This is a genomic window from Kitasatospora sp. NPDC034035, assembly GCF_055575755.1.
In genome coordinates, this window is the sequence record NZ_JBVISA010000025.1 from 36,707 (window position 1) to 51,966 (window position 15,260).

The following is a 15,260-nucleotide window of genomic DNA, read 5'->3' on the forward strand; positions in this document are numbered from 1 at the left end:
GCAGCAGTCCCGGCCGGGCCGGGTGGCAGCAGTCCCGGCTTGGTGGCACCGGGCCCGGCGCCGCAGGGCCCCGGATATGGGGGAACCCCGGCGGCCCCAGGCCCGCCGGGGTTCCCCGGGCGCGACGGCTCAGGCCGCGCCCGCACCGGTGAGGGCACGCACCTCCAGCTCGGCGAAGCGGTCCGCGTCGGCCGGCTCGGGCGAGGTGACCGTACCGATCCAGCCCGCCAGGAAGCCGAGCGGGATGGAGACGATGCCGGGGTTCTCCAGCGGGAACCAGTGGAAGTCGACGCCGGGGAACAGCGCCACCTTGGTGCCGGAGACCACCGGTGAGAAGAACACCAGCACGATCGCCGGGACCAGACCGCCGTACACCGACCAGACCGCGCCGCGGACGGTGAACCGCGACCAGAACAGGCTGTACAGCAGCACGGGCAGGTTGGAGGAGGCGGCGACGGCGAAGGCCAGGCCGACCAGGAAGGCGACGTTCAGCTGCTGCGCGTAGAGGCTGAGCACGATCGCCGCCGCGCCGATCCCGACGGCCGCGATCCGGGCGACGACGATCTCCTGCCGCTCGCCGGCCCCGGGCCCGGGCTCCTCCGCAGCCCGGGAGGCCGCGACGCCCTCCGACGACCGGGACGCCGGGACGGCCTCGGCCCGACGGCGGCGCCCCCGGTCGCGAAGTGCCCGGGGGCGCCGCCGGGGCCGGTTGCGCCAGGCCCCGGCCCAGATGTCGTGGGCGAAGGCCGCCGAGGAGGCCAGGGTCAGTCCGGCGACCACGGCGAGGATGGTGGCGAAGGCGATCGCCGAGATCAGCGCGAACAGCACCACCCCGCCGGTGCTGCCGTTGCCGCCGCCGAGCACCAGGGCGAGCAGCGGCACGGCGGTGTTCCCGGCCGAGTTGGCGTGCCGCACCTCGGCCGAGCCGACCAGCGCGGTGGCGCCGAGGCCGAGCACGATCGCCATCAGGTAGAAGCCGCCGACCAGGCCGATCGCCCACATCGTGGAGCGGCGGGCGGCGCGCGCGGTGGGCACGGTGTAGAAGCGGGACAGGATGTGCGGCAGGCCGGCGGTGCCGAGCACCAGGGCGAGGCCGAGGCTGAAGAAGTCCAGCCGGCTGGTGAAGGTGCGGCCGTACTTGAGCCCGGGTTCCAGGTAGCGGTGTCCGGCGCCGCTGTGCTGCGCGGCCTGGCGCATCAGTTCGCCGAGGTCGCCGTGGAAGCGGACCACCAGCAGCACCGTGAGCAGCACCGAGCCGGCGGTGAGCAGGAAGGCCTTGATGATCTGGATCCAGGTGGTGGCCCGCATCCCGCCGATCGTCACGTAGACGATCATCAGGGCGCCGACCCCGATGATGGTCCAGGTCCGGGCCTGCGGGCTGTCGGTGCCGAGCAGCAGGGCGACCAGCGAGCCGGCGCCGACCATCTGGGCGACCAGGTAGAGCAGGGTGACGACGACGCTGGCGCCGCCGGCCGCGGCGCGCACCTTGCGGCGGCGCAGCCGCAGCGCGAGCACGTCGGCCAGGGTGTACCGGCCGGCGTTGCGGACGAGTTCGGCGACCAGCATCAGCACCACCAGCCAGGCGACCAGGAAGCCGATGCTGTACAGCACGCCGTCGTAGCCGTACAGGGCGATCAGCCCGGCGACGCCGAGGAAGGAGGCGGCGGAGAGGTAGTCGCCGGAGAGGGCGAAGCCGTTCTGCAGCGGGGTGAAGTCGCGGCCGCCTGCGTAGAAGTCCTCGGCGGCGTTGCCCTGGCGGCCGACCCAGAGGGTGATGCCGAGGGTGACCAGGACGACGACGGCGAACAGCACGATCGCGAGCGAGTGGTGGTCGCCGGTGGGGGCGACGGGGGGCGGGGTGGCGGTCGTCAGCACGGTCGTCACCGCGTTCCTCACCGGGCCGGTCATCAGTGTGGTCATCACGCTCGTCATCGCAGTTGGTCCTGGGTGTCCCAGCGCAGGCCCAGGGCGGCGCGGTCGCGCTTGGTCCGGGCGTTGCGGGCGTAGAGCCAGGTGAGCAGGAAGGTGGAGGCGAACTGCAGCAGGCCGAGCAGCCAGGCCACGTTGAACGGCCCGGCCACCTGGGTGCGCATCAGGTCGGGGGCGGCCGCCTGGGCGGCGACGTACAGCAGGTACCAGCCGAGGAAGCCACCGGTGACCGGGAAGACGAACGACCGGTAGCTGCGGCGGATGTCCTGGAAGGCCGCGCTGGCCTGGACCGCCCGGTAGACCTTGGTGCTGTCGGCGGCCTCCGGAGCGGCGTCGACGACCGGGGCGTCCGGGCGGATCGGCGGGACGGCGGCCCGGTCGGCCGGCGCGGCGGCGGGCTCGGCCGCGACCGGTGCCGACCGCTCCGCACGGGCGGGAGCCGTACGGGCGGGCGCGGGCTGCGTCGGCACGGCCGATCGGCGGTGCGGTGCCGACGGCTCGAACGGCTCGGACGTGGCTCCGGACGGGACGTCGGCCGGGCTGCCGGACGGGGTGGCGGACAGGGTGGCGGCAGCCGGAGCGGCCCACCAGTCGAATCGCTGTCCCTGCCCGGGACTGCTCGTCTGCTGCTGTGGCACTGCTGCTCCTGGGCCCGGCCGGACGTTCTGACCCGAACCATGATGGGGGCCGCCGGACAGCGCCTCCGACCACCGTAGATACGTTCACTCGATGAGGTGATCGATCATCCGACAGACACTCATACGACTACTGCTGCGTACCGGTGATTCCGTGTCGGAACGCGTACGCGACCGCCTGCGCCCGGTCCCGGACCGCGGTCTTGGCGAACAGGTTGTTGATGTGCGTCTTCACGGTGGCCTGGCTGACGAACAGCCGCTGGGCGATCTCGGCGTTGGAGAGCCCCTGCGCGATCAGCGCCAGCACCTCGGCCTCCCGGACGGTCAGCCCGTCGGGCAGCTCCCCCGGCCGCACGGCGGGCCGTTCGGCCGTCGGCGCGGACCGGCCCGGCTGCTCCGACAGCCTTTCCAGCAGCCGGAGTTGGACCTGCGGCGAGAGCCCGGCCGCGCCCGCGCGGACGTCCGCGACGACCCGGGCGATCTCCTCGGCGCCGGCGTCCTTGGTGAGGTAGCCGCGCGCCCCGGCCTGCAGTGCCGGGAACAGCGAGTCGTCGTCGGCGTAGGTGGTGAGGATCACGACCTCGGTCTCCGGGTGCGCCGCCCGGATCCGCCGGGTCGCCTCGACGCCGTCGCAGCGCGGCATCCGCAGGTCCATCAGCACCACGTCCGGGTGATGGCGCTCCACCAGGGCGACGGCCTCCTCCCCGTCGCCCGCCGCGCCGACCACCTCGATGCCGGGCAGCAGCCCCAGCAGCATCACGATGCCCTCGCGCACCACCGTCTGGTCGTCCGCCACCAGCACCCTGGTGATCGCCGCCGTCATGCCGGCACCCGCAGCAGCACGCGCCACCCTCCGTCCTCCGGGCCCGCCAGCAGCGTGCCGCCGAGCAGTTCCGCGCGTTCGCGCATTCCCAGCAGACCGTACCCGCTGCCGCTGCCGGCCAGCTCCCCCGGCGAAAGCTCACCCGGCGACAGCTCACCCGCGGACTGGCCGCGCGGCGGGCGGGTGTTGCGCACCTCCAGCTCCACGACTCCGTCCAGGTAGCGCAGTTCGACGGAGCAGCGGGCGCCGGGCGCGTGCTTGCGCACATTGGTCAGCGCCTCCTGCGCGGTGCGCCGCACCGCGAGGGCCGGCTCGGCGGCGAGCGGCCGGGGTGTGCCGGTGACGACGAGGGCGGCCCGCTCCCGGCCGGTCAGCTCGACCAGGAAGTCCCCGACCGGGGTGAACTCGCCGCGCAACGCGGACAGCGCCTGCCGGGTCTCGGCCAGCCCGTCCTGCGCCATCCGCCGGGCGGCGACGACCCGTTCGCGAATCTGCTCGCGATCGGTGTCGCGCTCCAGCATCAGCCGGGCCGCCTCCAGGTGGACGAGCTGCGCGGAGAGGCTGTGGGCGAGCACGTCGTGGATCTCCCGGGCGATCCTGGCCCGTTCGGCGAGCGCCGCGCTCTCCGCCTCGGCGGCCCGCGCGGCCCGCTCCTGTTCGAGCAGTCGGCGCGCGGTGCCGCGCGCCTCGACGTCCAGCCGCAGCAGGTAGCCGAGCAGGACGGAACCGCCGACGGTGGCGGAGATACTGAGCCAGCTCGCCGGGGAAGCGGCCGTGTACGAGCCCAGCGCGGCCACCGCCGCGAGCAGCGCGGGCGCGGGCGGCAGCCGGATCAGCACCGTCACGGCCAGCCCGATCCAGAGGAAGTCGGCCAGCGTGTAGGCCAGCCCCCGGTTGGCGAGCCAGGCGGCACCGATCAGGGCGGCCGACAGCAGGTACGAGGCCGTCGGGCGCTGCTCCCGGGTGACCCGCAGGTAGAGCGCGCAGAGCGCGACGGCCGCGACCAGCCCGGCCGCCGCGGCCACCGCCGCCCAGCCGGCGTACTTGCCGTCGGAGAAGGTCCCCCAGCCGACGACGGCCAGCAGGACGATCCGACCGAACACGCTGAGGACCCGCCGCGGCCGGCTCTCGGCCTCACGCTCCAGCCCCTCGCGGGACGGCCAGCGGGTCCGGTACCACGCGGCCACGGGTGCCTCCTCGGTGCTCACGGCGGGCTCAGGGCTCACCGACGGGGGATCACTGCGGTCCTTCGACAGGGTCTCGACGAGATCACCGCAGCACGGCGGTCCGCTCGACGGGCTCCAGCATCCGGGCCCGCCAGTTCACCACGAGCGAGCGGACCAGCAGCATGACCGCCATGCCCAGCATCAGCGCGCTGCCCGACTGGTGGACGTGCAGCGCCGAGCCGATCCCGTACAGGCCGACCCGGACGGCGATCATCCCGCCCCAGGCGGCCATCGTGGCCTTGGTGCCCTTGGCCAGGACGGTGCCGTCGGCGTCCCGCCAGAGCCGGACGGTCCAGCCCCAGACGGAGCCCATCGCGAGCACCGTCACCAGTCCGGCGGCCAGCAGGGCGATCGAGAGCCCGGTGTGCTGATGGTCGATGATCTGCGGGTCGCGCAGTGCGAGCACGCCCAGGATCAGCGGCAGCAGCCAGAAGCGGCGCTCGGTGTCTAGGCGCTGGACACGCATCTGGCGCTGGACCACCGCGACCATCACCACCGCGATCACGAGGAGGTTGGCAAGGGCGCTCATCGAACTTCTCCGTCCCGACGGAAGGGCTTGTGCTGACCTCTCCGACGCTACGGACCGGGCCGTTCCCCCTGATCGGAGCGGGGGTGGACCTCGGGTGGAACGGAAAGCGCGCGGGCCCTCCACCCGTGGGTGGAGGGCCCGGCCGGACGGGGTGCGTCAGGCGTCGATGCGCGAGCGGTCCAGGGTGGCCGCCGAGTCCACGATGAACTCCTTGCGCGGGGCGACGTCGTTGCCCATCAGGAGGTCGAAGATCCTCTCGGCCTGTTCCAGGTCGCCCAGGTTGATCCGGCGCAGCGTGCGGTGGCGCGGGTCCATGGTGGTCTCGGCCAGCTGGTCGGCGTCCATTTCGCCCAGACCCTTGTAGCGCTGCACCGGGTCCTTCCAACGCAGCCCCTTGCGCTGGAACTCCAGCAGGGTGGAGCGCAGTTCGGCGTCGGAGTAGGTGTAGTGGTACTTCTCCTGGCCGCGCTTGGGGTTGGTGAGCTCGATCCGGTGCAGCGGCGGCACGGCGGCGAAGACCCGGCCCTGCTCGACCATCGGCCGCATGTAGCGGTGGAAGAGGGTCAGCAGCAGGGTACGGATGTGCGAGCCGTCGACGTCGGCGTCGGCCATGAAGATGACGCGGCCGTAGCGGGCCTGGTCGATGTCGAAGGTGCGGCCCGAGCCGGCCCCTATCACCTGGATGATCGCGGCGCACTCGGCGTTCTTGAGCATGTCGCTCACCGAGGCCTTCTGCACGTTGAGGATTTTGCCGCGGATCGGCAGCAGCGCCTGGAACTCGGAGTTGCGGGCGAGCTTGGCGGTGCCGAGCGCGGAGTCGCCCTCGACGATGAACAGTTCGCTGCGGTCGACGTCGTCGCTGCGGCAGTCGGCCAGCTTCGCGGGCAGCGAGCTGGTCTCCAGCGCGGTCTTGCGGCGCTGGGCCTCCTTGTGCTGGCGGGCCGCGACCCGGGTGCGGGCGGCCGCGACGACCTTCTCCAGCACGGCCCGCGCCTGGAGCTTCTCGTCCTTCTTGGCCGAGGTGAGGAAGGCCTTGAGCTCCTTGGCGACGACGGCGGCGACGATCCGGTTGGCCGCCGAGGTGCCGAGCACCTCCTTGGTCTGGCCCTCGAACTGCGGCTCGGCGAGCCGGACGGTGACCACCGCGGTGAGGCCCTCGGTGGCGTCGTCCTTGGTGACGTCGTCCTCGGCGACGCGCAGCAGCTTGCCGGCCCGCAGCGCCTCGTTGACGGTCTTGGCCAGCGAGCGCTCGAAGCCCGTGACGTGGGTGCCGCCCTTGGGGGTGGCGATGATGTTGACGAAGGAGCGCAGGGTGGTGTCGTAGCCCGTGCCCCAGCGCAGCGCGATGTCCACCCCGAGGTGGCGGGTGACCTCGGTGGGGGTCATGTGGCCGAGCTCGTCCAGGACCGGCACCGTCTCCTTGAAAGTGCCCTCGCCGCGCAGCCGCAGCACGTCGCAGACCGGCTTGTCGGGGGCCAGGAACTCGCAGAACTCGGCGACGCCGCCGTCGTAGCGGAAGACCGACTCGTCGATCTGCTCGCTCTCGGTGAGCCGTTCGTCACGCACGACGATGGTCAGGCCGGGGACGAGGAAGGCGGTCTGCCGGGCGCGGCTGTGCAGCGTCTCCAGGGAGAGCTTGGCGTCCTTGAGGAAGATCTGCCGGTCGGCCCAGTAGCGGATCCGGGTGCCGGTGCGGGTCTTCGGCACCTTACGGGCCTTGGTCAGCCCGTTGGCGGGCTCGAAGGGCGCGTCCGGGCTGGTCTCGGTGAAGATGCCCGGGGTGCCGCGGCGGAAGCTGATCGCGTGGGTGTGGCCGCCGCGGTCGACCTCGACGTCCAGCCGGGCGGAGAGGGCGTTCACCACCGAGGCGCCGACGCCGTGCAGACCGCCGGAGGCCGCGTAGGAGCCGCCGCCGAACTTGCCGCCGGCGTGCAGCTTGGTCATCACGACCTCGACACCGGACAGTCCGGTCTTGGGCTCGACGTCGACCGGGATGCCGCGCCCGTTGTCGCGGACCTCGACCGAGGAGTCCGGGTGCAGCACGACGTCGATGCGGTCGCAGTAGCCGCCGAGCGCCTCGTCGACGGAGTTGTCGATGATCTCCCAGAGGCAGTGCATCAGGCCGCGGCTGTCGGTCGAGCCGATGTACATGCCGGGGCGCTTGCGAACCGCCTCAAGGCCCTCCAGGACGAGCAGGTGCCGCGCGGTGTAGTTGGAACCGTCGTCGCCGGCCAGCAGCGCGGACGGCACGGTCGTTTCGGCACTCACGCGGCACTCTCCTCGGTGAAGTTCTGTCTCATCGGTCACATCCGGACGGATCCGGACCAAACGCCAGTGCAGCACGCCGCACCGACATCCGTCGCTCTGCGTGCCCGCACCCCTCCGTCGGGTGTGCAGCACGTCGGCCGGGCCCCGCGCAGCTTGTACGCGCTGCGCGAACAAGGACCGCGCCGGGGCGTGGGCCCCGGGGGCGCCATCTCCTCCCGATAGCACCGGTCCTGGCGGATCGTGGGACCGGCGCAAGCTCCGGAACTGCCGTTATGCAGGCTACCGGGGCCCGGGACGGGGCTTATGCTCCAACCCGGCAGAGGATTATGCTACGCGGACCTCGGACCCGATCCCGATCGGACGTTCGAGCGGTGGACGGATCCCGGGACTCGGCACGCATGAACCACCGGCGCCCGGGGCACGTCCTCATCAACACATGCAGAATCCTCAGAGAAGAAAAGCCACGAGCGGGAACGTTTTCGGCCTGGTTGGATGTTGACCCTGGTACGACAGCTCGTCGAGCTAGAGAAGAGGCGACGTGACTACTGTTCTGACACCTGCGAGCCCGCTCACCGCGGCTGACCGCTGCGACCGATGCGGCGCCCAGGCTTACCTGCGCGTCGTACTCGCCAGCGGCGGAGAGCTGCTCTTCTGCGCCCACCACGGCCGGAAGTTCGAGCCCGAGCTCAAGAAGATCGCCGTGGAGATACAGGACGAGAGCGGCCGTCTCAGCACCAGCCCCAACGCGACGGCCACCGACGACGAGCGCTGATTCCAGGCGCCGCCACCAGCAGCCAGCGTCGAGCTGTGTCCGGTCACGCACTGCGCGCGACCGGTGAGCCGGGCGATTGACCCCCTCGGGGGCCGGTCGCCCGGCTCCGTTGTTCTCCGGACGATTCTCCCGCGTTCACCCGCTGCGGGCTCGGTGATTCGACGCTGCGTCAGAACGTGACCGACGCATCACTCACCGCGAGGCTCGCGGCGGCTCCCCGCCACTCACAGCACCGAGTGCACCGCGTCCGCGACCGTGGACACCCGCGTGTAGACGCCCGGGTGGGCCGCCTCGGCACAGCCCGTCCCCCAGGACACCAGGCCGACCAGTCGCCCGTCGACGACCAGCGGGCCGCCGCTGTCGCCCTGGCAGGCGTCCTTGCCGCCCTTCTCCTCGCCCGCGCAGACCATGCCCCGGGCGTCGAACTTGCCGTCCTGCCCGCCCGGGTAGGCGTGCGCACAGGTCTGGTCCGGAACGATCGACACGTCCACCCCGCGCAGCACGGGCGAGTAGGCACCCCGCCCGGTGGTGTCGCCCCAGCCGTACACCTGCGCCCTGGTCCCGGCCGCGTACGGCGCCGTTTCGCCCGGGCCGACCAGCTCGACCACCGGCCGGGAGCCCTGGGACTCGGCGAGCGTGAGCACCGCGACGTCGTTCATGTTGGCGGCGAAGGAGTAGTCGGGGTGGATCCAGACCGACTGCACCGCCACCTCGCGGCCGGACGTGCCGCGCATGTCGTCCCGGCCGACGATCACCTTGAGTCCGGGCCGCTCCACCCGCCCCTTGCCCTCGTCGTAGAAGCAGTGCGCGGCCGTCACCACCTTGGTCGGGCCGACCAGCGCGCCCCCGCAGAACTGACCGGAGCGGCCGCTGCCGAACTGCTGGCGGCTGGCCAGCGCCACGATCCACGGGTGGTCGACGGTGCTGGCGGCGTTGCCGCCGACCACCCGGCGCTGTGCCTCGGCCGGCGCCGCCGCACCGAGGGCGACCAGCGGGACGGGTACGGCGGCGAGCAGCGCCAGCACGGCAGCCCGGCGACGGCGGTCCGCCCGGGCGGCGGCCGGGTCGGCCCGGGGCGGGACGGGGGTCGGCAGGTCAGTGCGGTCCGGCTCGGTCGGCACCGTGACTCCAGAAGGCTCGGCAGCAGGCAACCGGCACAGCGTAGGTGTTCAACTACGCTGTGCGTCCGCTTCCGGACACGCCGCCACCCGGACGAGCGACAACCAGCACCCGGACGCTGACACACCCGGGGCCGGACAGCCGTGAAGGCCCGGAGCCGTACGGCTCCGGGCCTTCACGTCGACGATCGTTTTCGATCAGTCCAGGTAGTCGCGCAGCACCTGGGAGCGCGACGGGTGGCGCAGCTTCGACATGGTCTTCGACTCGATCTGGCGGATGCGCTCACGGGTGACCCCGTACACCTTGCCGATCTCGTCGAGCGTCTTCGGCTGGCCGTCGGTCAGACCGAAGCGCATCGAGACCACGCCGGCCTCGCGCTCGGACAGGGTGTCCAGCACCGAGTGCAGCTGCTCCTGGAGCAGGGTGAAGGAGACCGCGTCGGCCGGGACGACCGCCTCGGAGTCCTCGATCAGGTCACCGAACTCGCTGTCGCCGTCCTCGCCCAGCGGGGTGTGCAGCGAGATCGGCTCACGACCGTACTTCTGGACCTCGATGACCTTCTCGGGGGTCATGTCGAGTTCCTTGGCCAGCTCCTCCGGGGTGGGCTCGCGGCCCAGGTCCTGGAGCATCTGGCGCTGGACGCGGGCCAGCTTGTTGATGACCTCGACCATGTGCACCGGGATACGGATGGTCCGGGCCTGGTCGGCCATGGCGCGGGTGATCGCCTGGCGGATCCACCAGGTGGCGTAGGTCGAGAACTTGTAGCCCTTGGTGTAGTCGAACTTCTCGACCGCACGGATCAGACCCAGGTTGCCCTCCTGGATCAGGTCCAGGAAGAGCATGCCGCGGCCGGTGTAGCGCTTGGCCAGCGAGACCACCAGGCGGAGGTTGGCCTCCAGCAGGTGGTTCTTGGCCCGGCGGCCGTCCTCGGCGATGATCTCCAGCTCGCGCTTGAGCTTGGGGGCGAGCTTGTCGGCGGCCGAGAGCTTGTCCTCGGCGAACAGGCCGGCCTCGATGCGCTTGGCGAGCTCGACCTCCTGCTCGGCGTTGAGCAGCGGGACCTTGCCGATCTGCTTCAGGTAGTCCTTGACCGGGTCGGCGGTGGCACCGGCGACGGCGACCTGCTGGGCCGGCGCGTCGTCCTCGTCGTCGTCGGAGAGGACGAAGCCCTCCGACTCCTCCTCCGGGCCCTCGGCCTCGGCCTTCTCGCCCGGCGTCGCCGTCTCCTCGAGCAGCTCCTCCTCGCCGAGCAGCTCCTCGTCGCCCTTGCCGGACTTGGCGGCGGTCTTCTTGGCGGCGGCCTTCTTGGCCGGCGCGGCGGTCTTCTTGGCCGCGGCCTTCTTGGCCACGGCCTTCTTCGCCGGGGCCTTCACCTCGGCGATGCCGACGGTCGCCCCCTCGACGGTGATGTCGGCGGAGACGGTGGGAACCGGGGCCGCGGCGGCGGCCGCGACGGCCGGAGCCGCGACGGGGGCGCCGGGGGCGATCCGGACGGGCGGCTTGGTCGGGGCCGCCGGGCTCCGGGTGGTGACAGCCTTGGTGGCGGTGCGCTTGGTGGGGCTCTTGGCAGCAACGCTCTTGCGCTTGGCGCCGGCCGGTTCGGCCGCGCTGACCATGAGGTCCACCCCCTCCTCAATCAGCACCTGGTTGAGGCTGCGCATGACGTTCTTCCACTTGGTGACCGGGATCTGGTCCGCCTCGAACGCCTGGCGCACGTCGTCACCGGCGATCTGCCCCTGGGCCTTGCCCCGCTCGATGAGCGCCAGCAGAGCCGCGGACTCGGCGATCTCGGGGGGAAGCGAACGGGATGTGCTGGCCGACACGAACAACCTCTCGGACGATGAGTGGACTCGAACCCGTACCGGCCGCCCGAGCGGGCGGGGAAGGAAATCGCGCGTCGGACGCGCGGTGTCGATTCCGACCGACTCGGGCTTGAGGACTGGGTTTGCAGGACGGCAGCAGCGCCGCGGACCAACACAGCATTCTGACATGTTGGAGTATTCCGGAGCTGCTCCCGCTCAGGAGACATCGCTGCTACTCGTCAAGTGTTACGCATGGCCTTCGTGTCGCGGGTCACACCACTCGGCGGCCGCGGCCACGGGGCCGGGTTCCATCATCGCGCACTCGCGCCGAAAGCTTTTGTCATGGCCTGGGCGGACGTCGTTGTCTGGGCGGATCGTGGCAGCCACGGCAGATCGTGGAGGCCTGGGCGATCCGGTCCTGCGAGAGCCGTCCGGGCCTCCGCATGCGGAGGCCCTCCGGCTGCGCCACGCGGTGCGGCCGGAGGGCCTCGGCGGAGCGGGCCGCCGGGCCAGGCGCCTCCGCTCGTCGGAACAGCCCGCTCAGTGCTCCCGGGGCGCGGGGACGGACGGCTCGACCTCGGGGTGGACGGTGAGCAGCGCCCGCATCCCGACCTCGGCCGCGGCGCCGTCGCCGGCCCCCAGTGCGTCCACCAGCCGGGCGTGCAGGCTGACCGAGGACTCGGAGGGCCGCTCGCACGAGATCGCCGGGCCGCCCGAGACGTGCAGGGCGCAGCCGACGATCCCGGACAGGTGCTCCAGCATCCGGTTGCCGGCCATCTGCAGGACCAGGCCGTGTAGCTCGGCGTCGGCCCGGGTGTAGGTCGAGAGGTCGGCCTGGGCGGCGGCGTGGCCCATGATCTCGACCAGTTCGACCAGCCGCTGCTGGACGTCCTCCCGGCCGTGGCCGGCGGCCAGCCGGGCGGCCAGCGGGTCGATCGCCCAGCGGAGCTCGAACAGCTCCCGGCGCTGCTCGTCCCGCTGCGGGCCGAAGGCACGCCACTCGATGATGTCGGGGTCCAGCAGGTTCCAGTCGCCGACCGGGCGGACCCGGGTGCCGACGTTCGGCCGGGCGCTGACCAGGCCCTTGGCCTCCAGCACACGCAGCGACTCGCGGACGACGGTCCGGGACACCTCGAAACGCTGGCCGATCTCCTCGGGGACCAGCGGGCGGTCGGCGCCGAGGTCACCGGAGACGATCATCTGGCCGAGCTGCTGGACCAGCTGGCCGTGCAGGCCGCGACCGCGGCTGCTGGTGGTCTTGCGGCCGACCCGGCCGATGTCGGACTCGGCGCCCTCCCAGCGGGGCGCCGGCGGGGCCGGCCGGTCGGCGTACGAGAAGCGGTCCAGGTCGCCGGAACCGTGGATCGGCCCATCGGCGGAACGGGCGGGGGTCATGGTGGGGTGCGCAAGGGTACTCACGCCTCATTTGTCGGCGATCGGCGGGCGCGGCTTGAGAATTCTCGTGAAAAGCACACGAAAGGGTGATCGCCCGTGACTGGATAATTGACTTCTTATCAGGAAGAACCGCTCATTACGGTCACTGCTGGTCGATCTTGGTTCTTCGGGGTGCCGACGCCCCACCGCTTGCGGCGCCGGGCCCTACCGGTCGCCGCGCCGGGCCCTACAGCGCACGGCGCCGGGCCTGGACGAGCAGCGCGGCGAGCAGCAGGACGGCCGCGGGGGCCCCGACCACCGCGAGCAGCGCCGGGTCCGTCAGCGCCGCGCTCCCGGCCGCCGCCTCGTGCGCCCCGCCGTACACCCAGCCGTAGGCCCACTCGATGCCGGACTGGAACGGCAGCAGCTCGGCCGCGCGCACCGGCCACGGCCGGCCGGTCCGGCGCAGCAGCAGGGCGACGCCGGACTCCAGCAGCGGCGGCAGCGCGCACAGCAGCAGCACCCCGGCGGCGGCGCTGCGGGTCAGCGACGCGGTCAGCACCCCGGTCCAGGCGGCCACGACGGTCAGCAGGACGAACGCCAGCAGCGCGGCCGGCACCCCGTGGCCGGCCACCAGCGCCAGCGGGGCGAAGACGCCCGGCAGGTCCGACAGCCCGGACAGCCCGGCGCCGCTCACCGCCCCGGACAGCCGCTCCGACAGTGCGCCGGGCTCCGCCCAGGCCGCCACCGTCACCCCGCCCGGCAGCGAGAGGTGCACGGCCACCGTGTCGAGCAACAGGGTGGCCAACGCCAGCAGCGCCGCCACCGGGCCGACCACCAGCAGCTTGGCCAGCAGCAGCCGCACCCGGCGCGGGTACGACACCAGCGAGGCCGGCAGCCCCGGGTGGCACACCTCGTGCCCGTACGAGAGCGCGCCCAGCACTCCGGCGCCGAGGGCCGCGAACGGCAGCGGGATCAGCGGGACGGCGGCGGTCAGCAGCCGCACCCCGGCGCGCGCGGCCAGCGGGCCGTCCGGGGTCTGGCTCGCCAGGACGGCGGCCACGGCGGCGTCACCGAGCAGGACGCTGGCGAGCAGCAGCCAGGTGGAACGCAGGCCGCGCAGTCGGCGCAGTTCGTAGGCCAGGACACGCACGGTTCACTCGCTCCGGTGGTCGTCGGTGGTGGCGGGGGCCGAGGCGGCGGTCGCGCCCGAGGCGAGGCGGCGGAGGCGGACGGTGTCGTCGGTGAGCAGGTCGGCGTTCTCACGGCGCCCCGGCGGCTTGGACCGGACGGCTTCCCCGGCCGGGGCCGGGTCGTCGCGGAAGAGCCGGTCGACAGCGACGGTGGGGGCCGACTCGCCGTGCACGGTGCGCTCGGCGGGCCGGTTGCGCTCGGCGGGCCCAGTGCGCTCGGGGGGCCGGTTGCGCTCAGCGGGCCGGTTGCGCTCGGCGGGCCGGTTGCGCTCGGCGGGCCGGCCGGGGTGGGCCGACGTGGCCCGGGGACCGGGCGTGGCGAGGACGGGGAGGCCCGCGGCGACCACGGCGACGGGCAGGGCGCGGGTGGGCAGGAAGGCGTCGTCCTGGGGGCGCGGCGCCCGGCGCTGCGGGGTGGTGGCGGCCTCGGAGTCCGGCTCGGTGGCCCGCGCGACGGCCGGGTCGGCGCATCGCGCGGCAGCCGGTACGGCGACCGGGTCGGTGTCTGCTGCGTCGGCCGGGGCGTCCGGGGCGGGTCCGGCGGCCGGCGGCCCTGCGGGCTCGTGGCCCGGCTCGGGGCTCGGTTTCCGGGCCGGCTCGGGGCTCGGTTCGGCGTCCGGTACCGGGCGGACCCGGAGGTGGCCTGAGCGGCCCGAGGCGACCGGCAGGACGACCCGGGGAGCAGGCTGCTCGACCACCCGGTCGGCCAGCTCGTGCAGCAGGATCCCGTGACGGTAGGCGAGTTCGCCGATCTCGGTGCGGTCGACGCCGGCCACCGCGAGGCCCACGCTGCCGTCCCGGCGGACCTCGGCGCCCTGGCTGACCAGCAGGTCCGCCAGCCGCGCCATCTGCGGCCCCCGCACGGCCACTTCGGGGCTGAGCCTGGTCCGCCGGAACTCCGCGACCGGCTGGTCGGCCACCAGACGGCCGCGGTCCAGGGTGACGACCCGGTCCGCGAGCTGCGAGGCCTCCTGCGGGGTGCGGGTGGTCACCAGGACCGTGCCGCCGGCGACGCCGAACGAGCGCAGGAAGGAGTGGAACCACTCGACGTTGCGCGGCGACAGGCCCTCGGTCGGCGCGTCCAGCAGCAGCGTCCCGGGGTCGCCGAGCAGGGCCGCGGCCAGGGCCAGCCGGCGGTGCATGCCGGGCGAGAAGACGCGCAGCCGCTGCCCGGCGACGGAGGCCAGCCGGGTCTGCTCCAGGAGTTCGTCGGCCCGCCGGGCCGGGACGCCGACGGCCGCCGCGAGCATCCGCAGGTGGCCGCGCGCCCTGCGGCCCGGGTGCCCGGCCACCGCGGCCACGCCCTCGCCCGGACCGGGCAGCAGTACGCCGACCTCGCGCTCGGGGCGCCGGAGCCGGCGGTAAGGGTGGCCGTCGAAGAGCGTGACGCCCTGGCCGCGCTCGAGTTCGAGCATCAGCCGCAGTGCGGTGGACTTGCCCGCGCCCTCGGCACCGAGCAGTGCGGTCACCGCGCCGGGCCGGGCGTCGAAGGTCAGGTCCAACACGGCGGGCGGAGCGCCCTTGCGATAGACCTTGGTCAGTCCGGTGATCTGGATCATCGCTGGCTGCTCCCGTGCCCTCGGCCGACCC

General features: G+C 73.1%; 12 protein-coding genes. 1 reads left to right on the forward strand and 11 read right to left on the reverse strand.

Annotation, left to right across the window (positions count from 1 at the left end; translation table 11 throughout):
• Positions 1-129: 129 nt before the first annotated feature.
• From ACZ52J_RS29795 to ACZ52J_RS29820, 6 genes are all read right to left on the reverse strand, one after another.
• Complete coding sequence (locus ACZ52J_RS29795; protein WP_465623144.1) at positions 130-1,932, reverse strand: solute symporter family protein; 1,803 nt, start codon at positions 1,930-1,932, stop codon at positions 130-132.
• Positions 1,929-2,567, reverse strand: coding sequence for a DUF485 domain-containing protein (locus ACZ52J_RS29800; protein ID WP_465623145.1), 639 nt, complete (start codon positions 2,565-2,567; stop codon positions 1,929-1,931). Before ACZ52J_RS29800 ends, ACZ52J_RS29795 begins: the two co-directional genes overlap by 4 nt.
• A 127-nt stretch (positions 2,568-2,694) precedes the next feature.
• The gene (locus tag ACZ52J_RS29805) at positions 2,695-3,387 is read right to left on the reverse strand and encodes a response regulator transcription factor (RefSeq protein WP_465623147.1); all 693 of its coding nucleotides are present in this window, start codon (positions 3,385-3,387) and stop codon (positions 2,695-2,697) included.
• Positions 3,384-4,574, reverse strand: a complete 1,191-nt coding sequence (locus ACZ52J_RS29810; RefSeq protein ID WP_465623148.1) for a sensor histidine kinase — start codon at positions 4,572-4,574, stop codon at positions 3,384-3,386. The genes ACZ52J_RS29805 and ACZ52J_RS29810 overlap by 4 nt, the downstream gene beginning before the upstream one ends.
• 82 nt (positions 4,575-4,656) lie before the next feature.
• The gene (locus tag ACZ52J_RS29815; RefSeq protein ID WP_465623150.1) at positions 4,657-5,142 is read right to left on the reverse strand and encodes a DUF1453 domain-containing protein; all 486 of its coding nucleotides are present in this window, start codon (positions 5,140-5,142) and stop codon (positions 4,657-4,659) included.
• 156 nt (positions 5,143-5,298) lie between these two features.
• A complete protein-coding gene (locus ACZ52J_RS29820; RefSeq protein ID WP_360505997.1) occupies positions 5,299-7,410 on the reverse strand; it encodes a DNA gyrase/topoisomerase IV subunit B in 2,112 nt (703 codons plus the stop codon).
• 538 nt (positions 7,411-7,948) lie between these two features.
• Between ACZ52J_RS29820 and ACZ52J_RS29825 the strand changes: the two genes are divergently transcribed.
• Positions 7,949-8,182: a DUF7455 domain-containing protein gene (locus ACZ52J_RS29825; protein ID WP_360505994.1), complete on the forward strand. Its 234-nt coding sequence runs from the start codon at positions 7,949-7,951 to the stop codon at positions 8,180-8,182.
• 224 nt (positions 8,183-8,406) lie between these two features.
• Here the strand turns inward: ACZ52J_RS29825 and ACZ52J_RS29830 are convergent, their stop codons facing one another.
• From ACZ52J_RS29830 to ACZ52J_RS29850, 5 genes are all read right to left on the reverse strand, one after another.
• Positions 8,407-9,207, reverse strand: a complete 801-nt coding sequence (locus ACZ52J_RS29830) for a S1 family peptidase (protein WP_465623243.1) — start codon at positions 9,205-9,207, stop codon at positions 8,407-8,409.
• A 291-nt stretch (positions 9,208-9,498) separates the two neighbouring features.
• Positions 9,499-11,124, reverse strand: coding sequence for an RNA polymerase sigma factor (locus ACZ52J_RS29835; protein WP_465623152.1), 1,626 nt, complete (start codon positions 11,122-11,124; stop codon positions 9,499-9,501).
• Between the two features lie 519 nt (positions 11,125-11,643).
• Positions 11,644-12,522, reverse strand: coding sequence for a FadR/GntR family transcriptional regulator (locus ACZ52J_RS29840; protein ID WP_360505985.1), 879 nt, complete (start codon positions 12,520-12,522; stop codon positions 11,644-11,646).
• A gap of 202 nt (positions 12,523-12,724) precedes the next feature.
• The gene (locus ACZ52J_RS29845; protein ID WP_465623154.1) at positions 12,725-13,630 is read right to left on the reverse strand and encodes a hypothetical protein; all 906 of its coding nucleotides are present in this window, start codon (positions 13,628-13,630) and stop codon (positions 12,725-12,727) included.
• 3 nt (positions 13,631-13,633) lie between these two features.
• Positions 13,634-15,229 (reverse strand): ATP-binding cassette domain-containing protein, encoded by a 1,596-nt coding sequence (locus tag ACZ52J_RS29850; protein WP_465623156.1) that lies wholly within the window; start codon positions 15,227-15,229, stop codon positions 13,634-13,636.
• Positions 15,230-15,260: the final 31 nt, after the last annotated feature.

Bases quoted from the DNA above. Each gene is read 5' to 3' on its own strand.
- ACZ52J_RS29795 (WP_465623144.1), bottom strand. From the start codon at position 1,932: ATGACGAGCGTGATGACCACACTGATGACCGGCCCGGTGAGGAACGCG.
- ACZ52J_RS29805 (WP_465623147.1), bottom strand. From the start codon at position 3,387: ATGACGGCGGCGATCACCAGGGTGCTGGTGGCGGACGACCAGACGGTG.
- ACZ52J_RS29815 (WP_465623150.1), bottom strand. From the start codon at position 5,142: ATGAGCGCCCTTGCCAACCTCCTCGTGATCGCGGTGGTGATGGTCGCG.
- ACZ52J_RS29850 (WP_465623156.1), bottom strand. From the start codon at position 15,229: ATGATCCAGATCACCGGACTGACCAAGGTCTATCGCAAGGGCGCTCCG.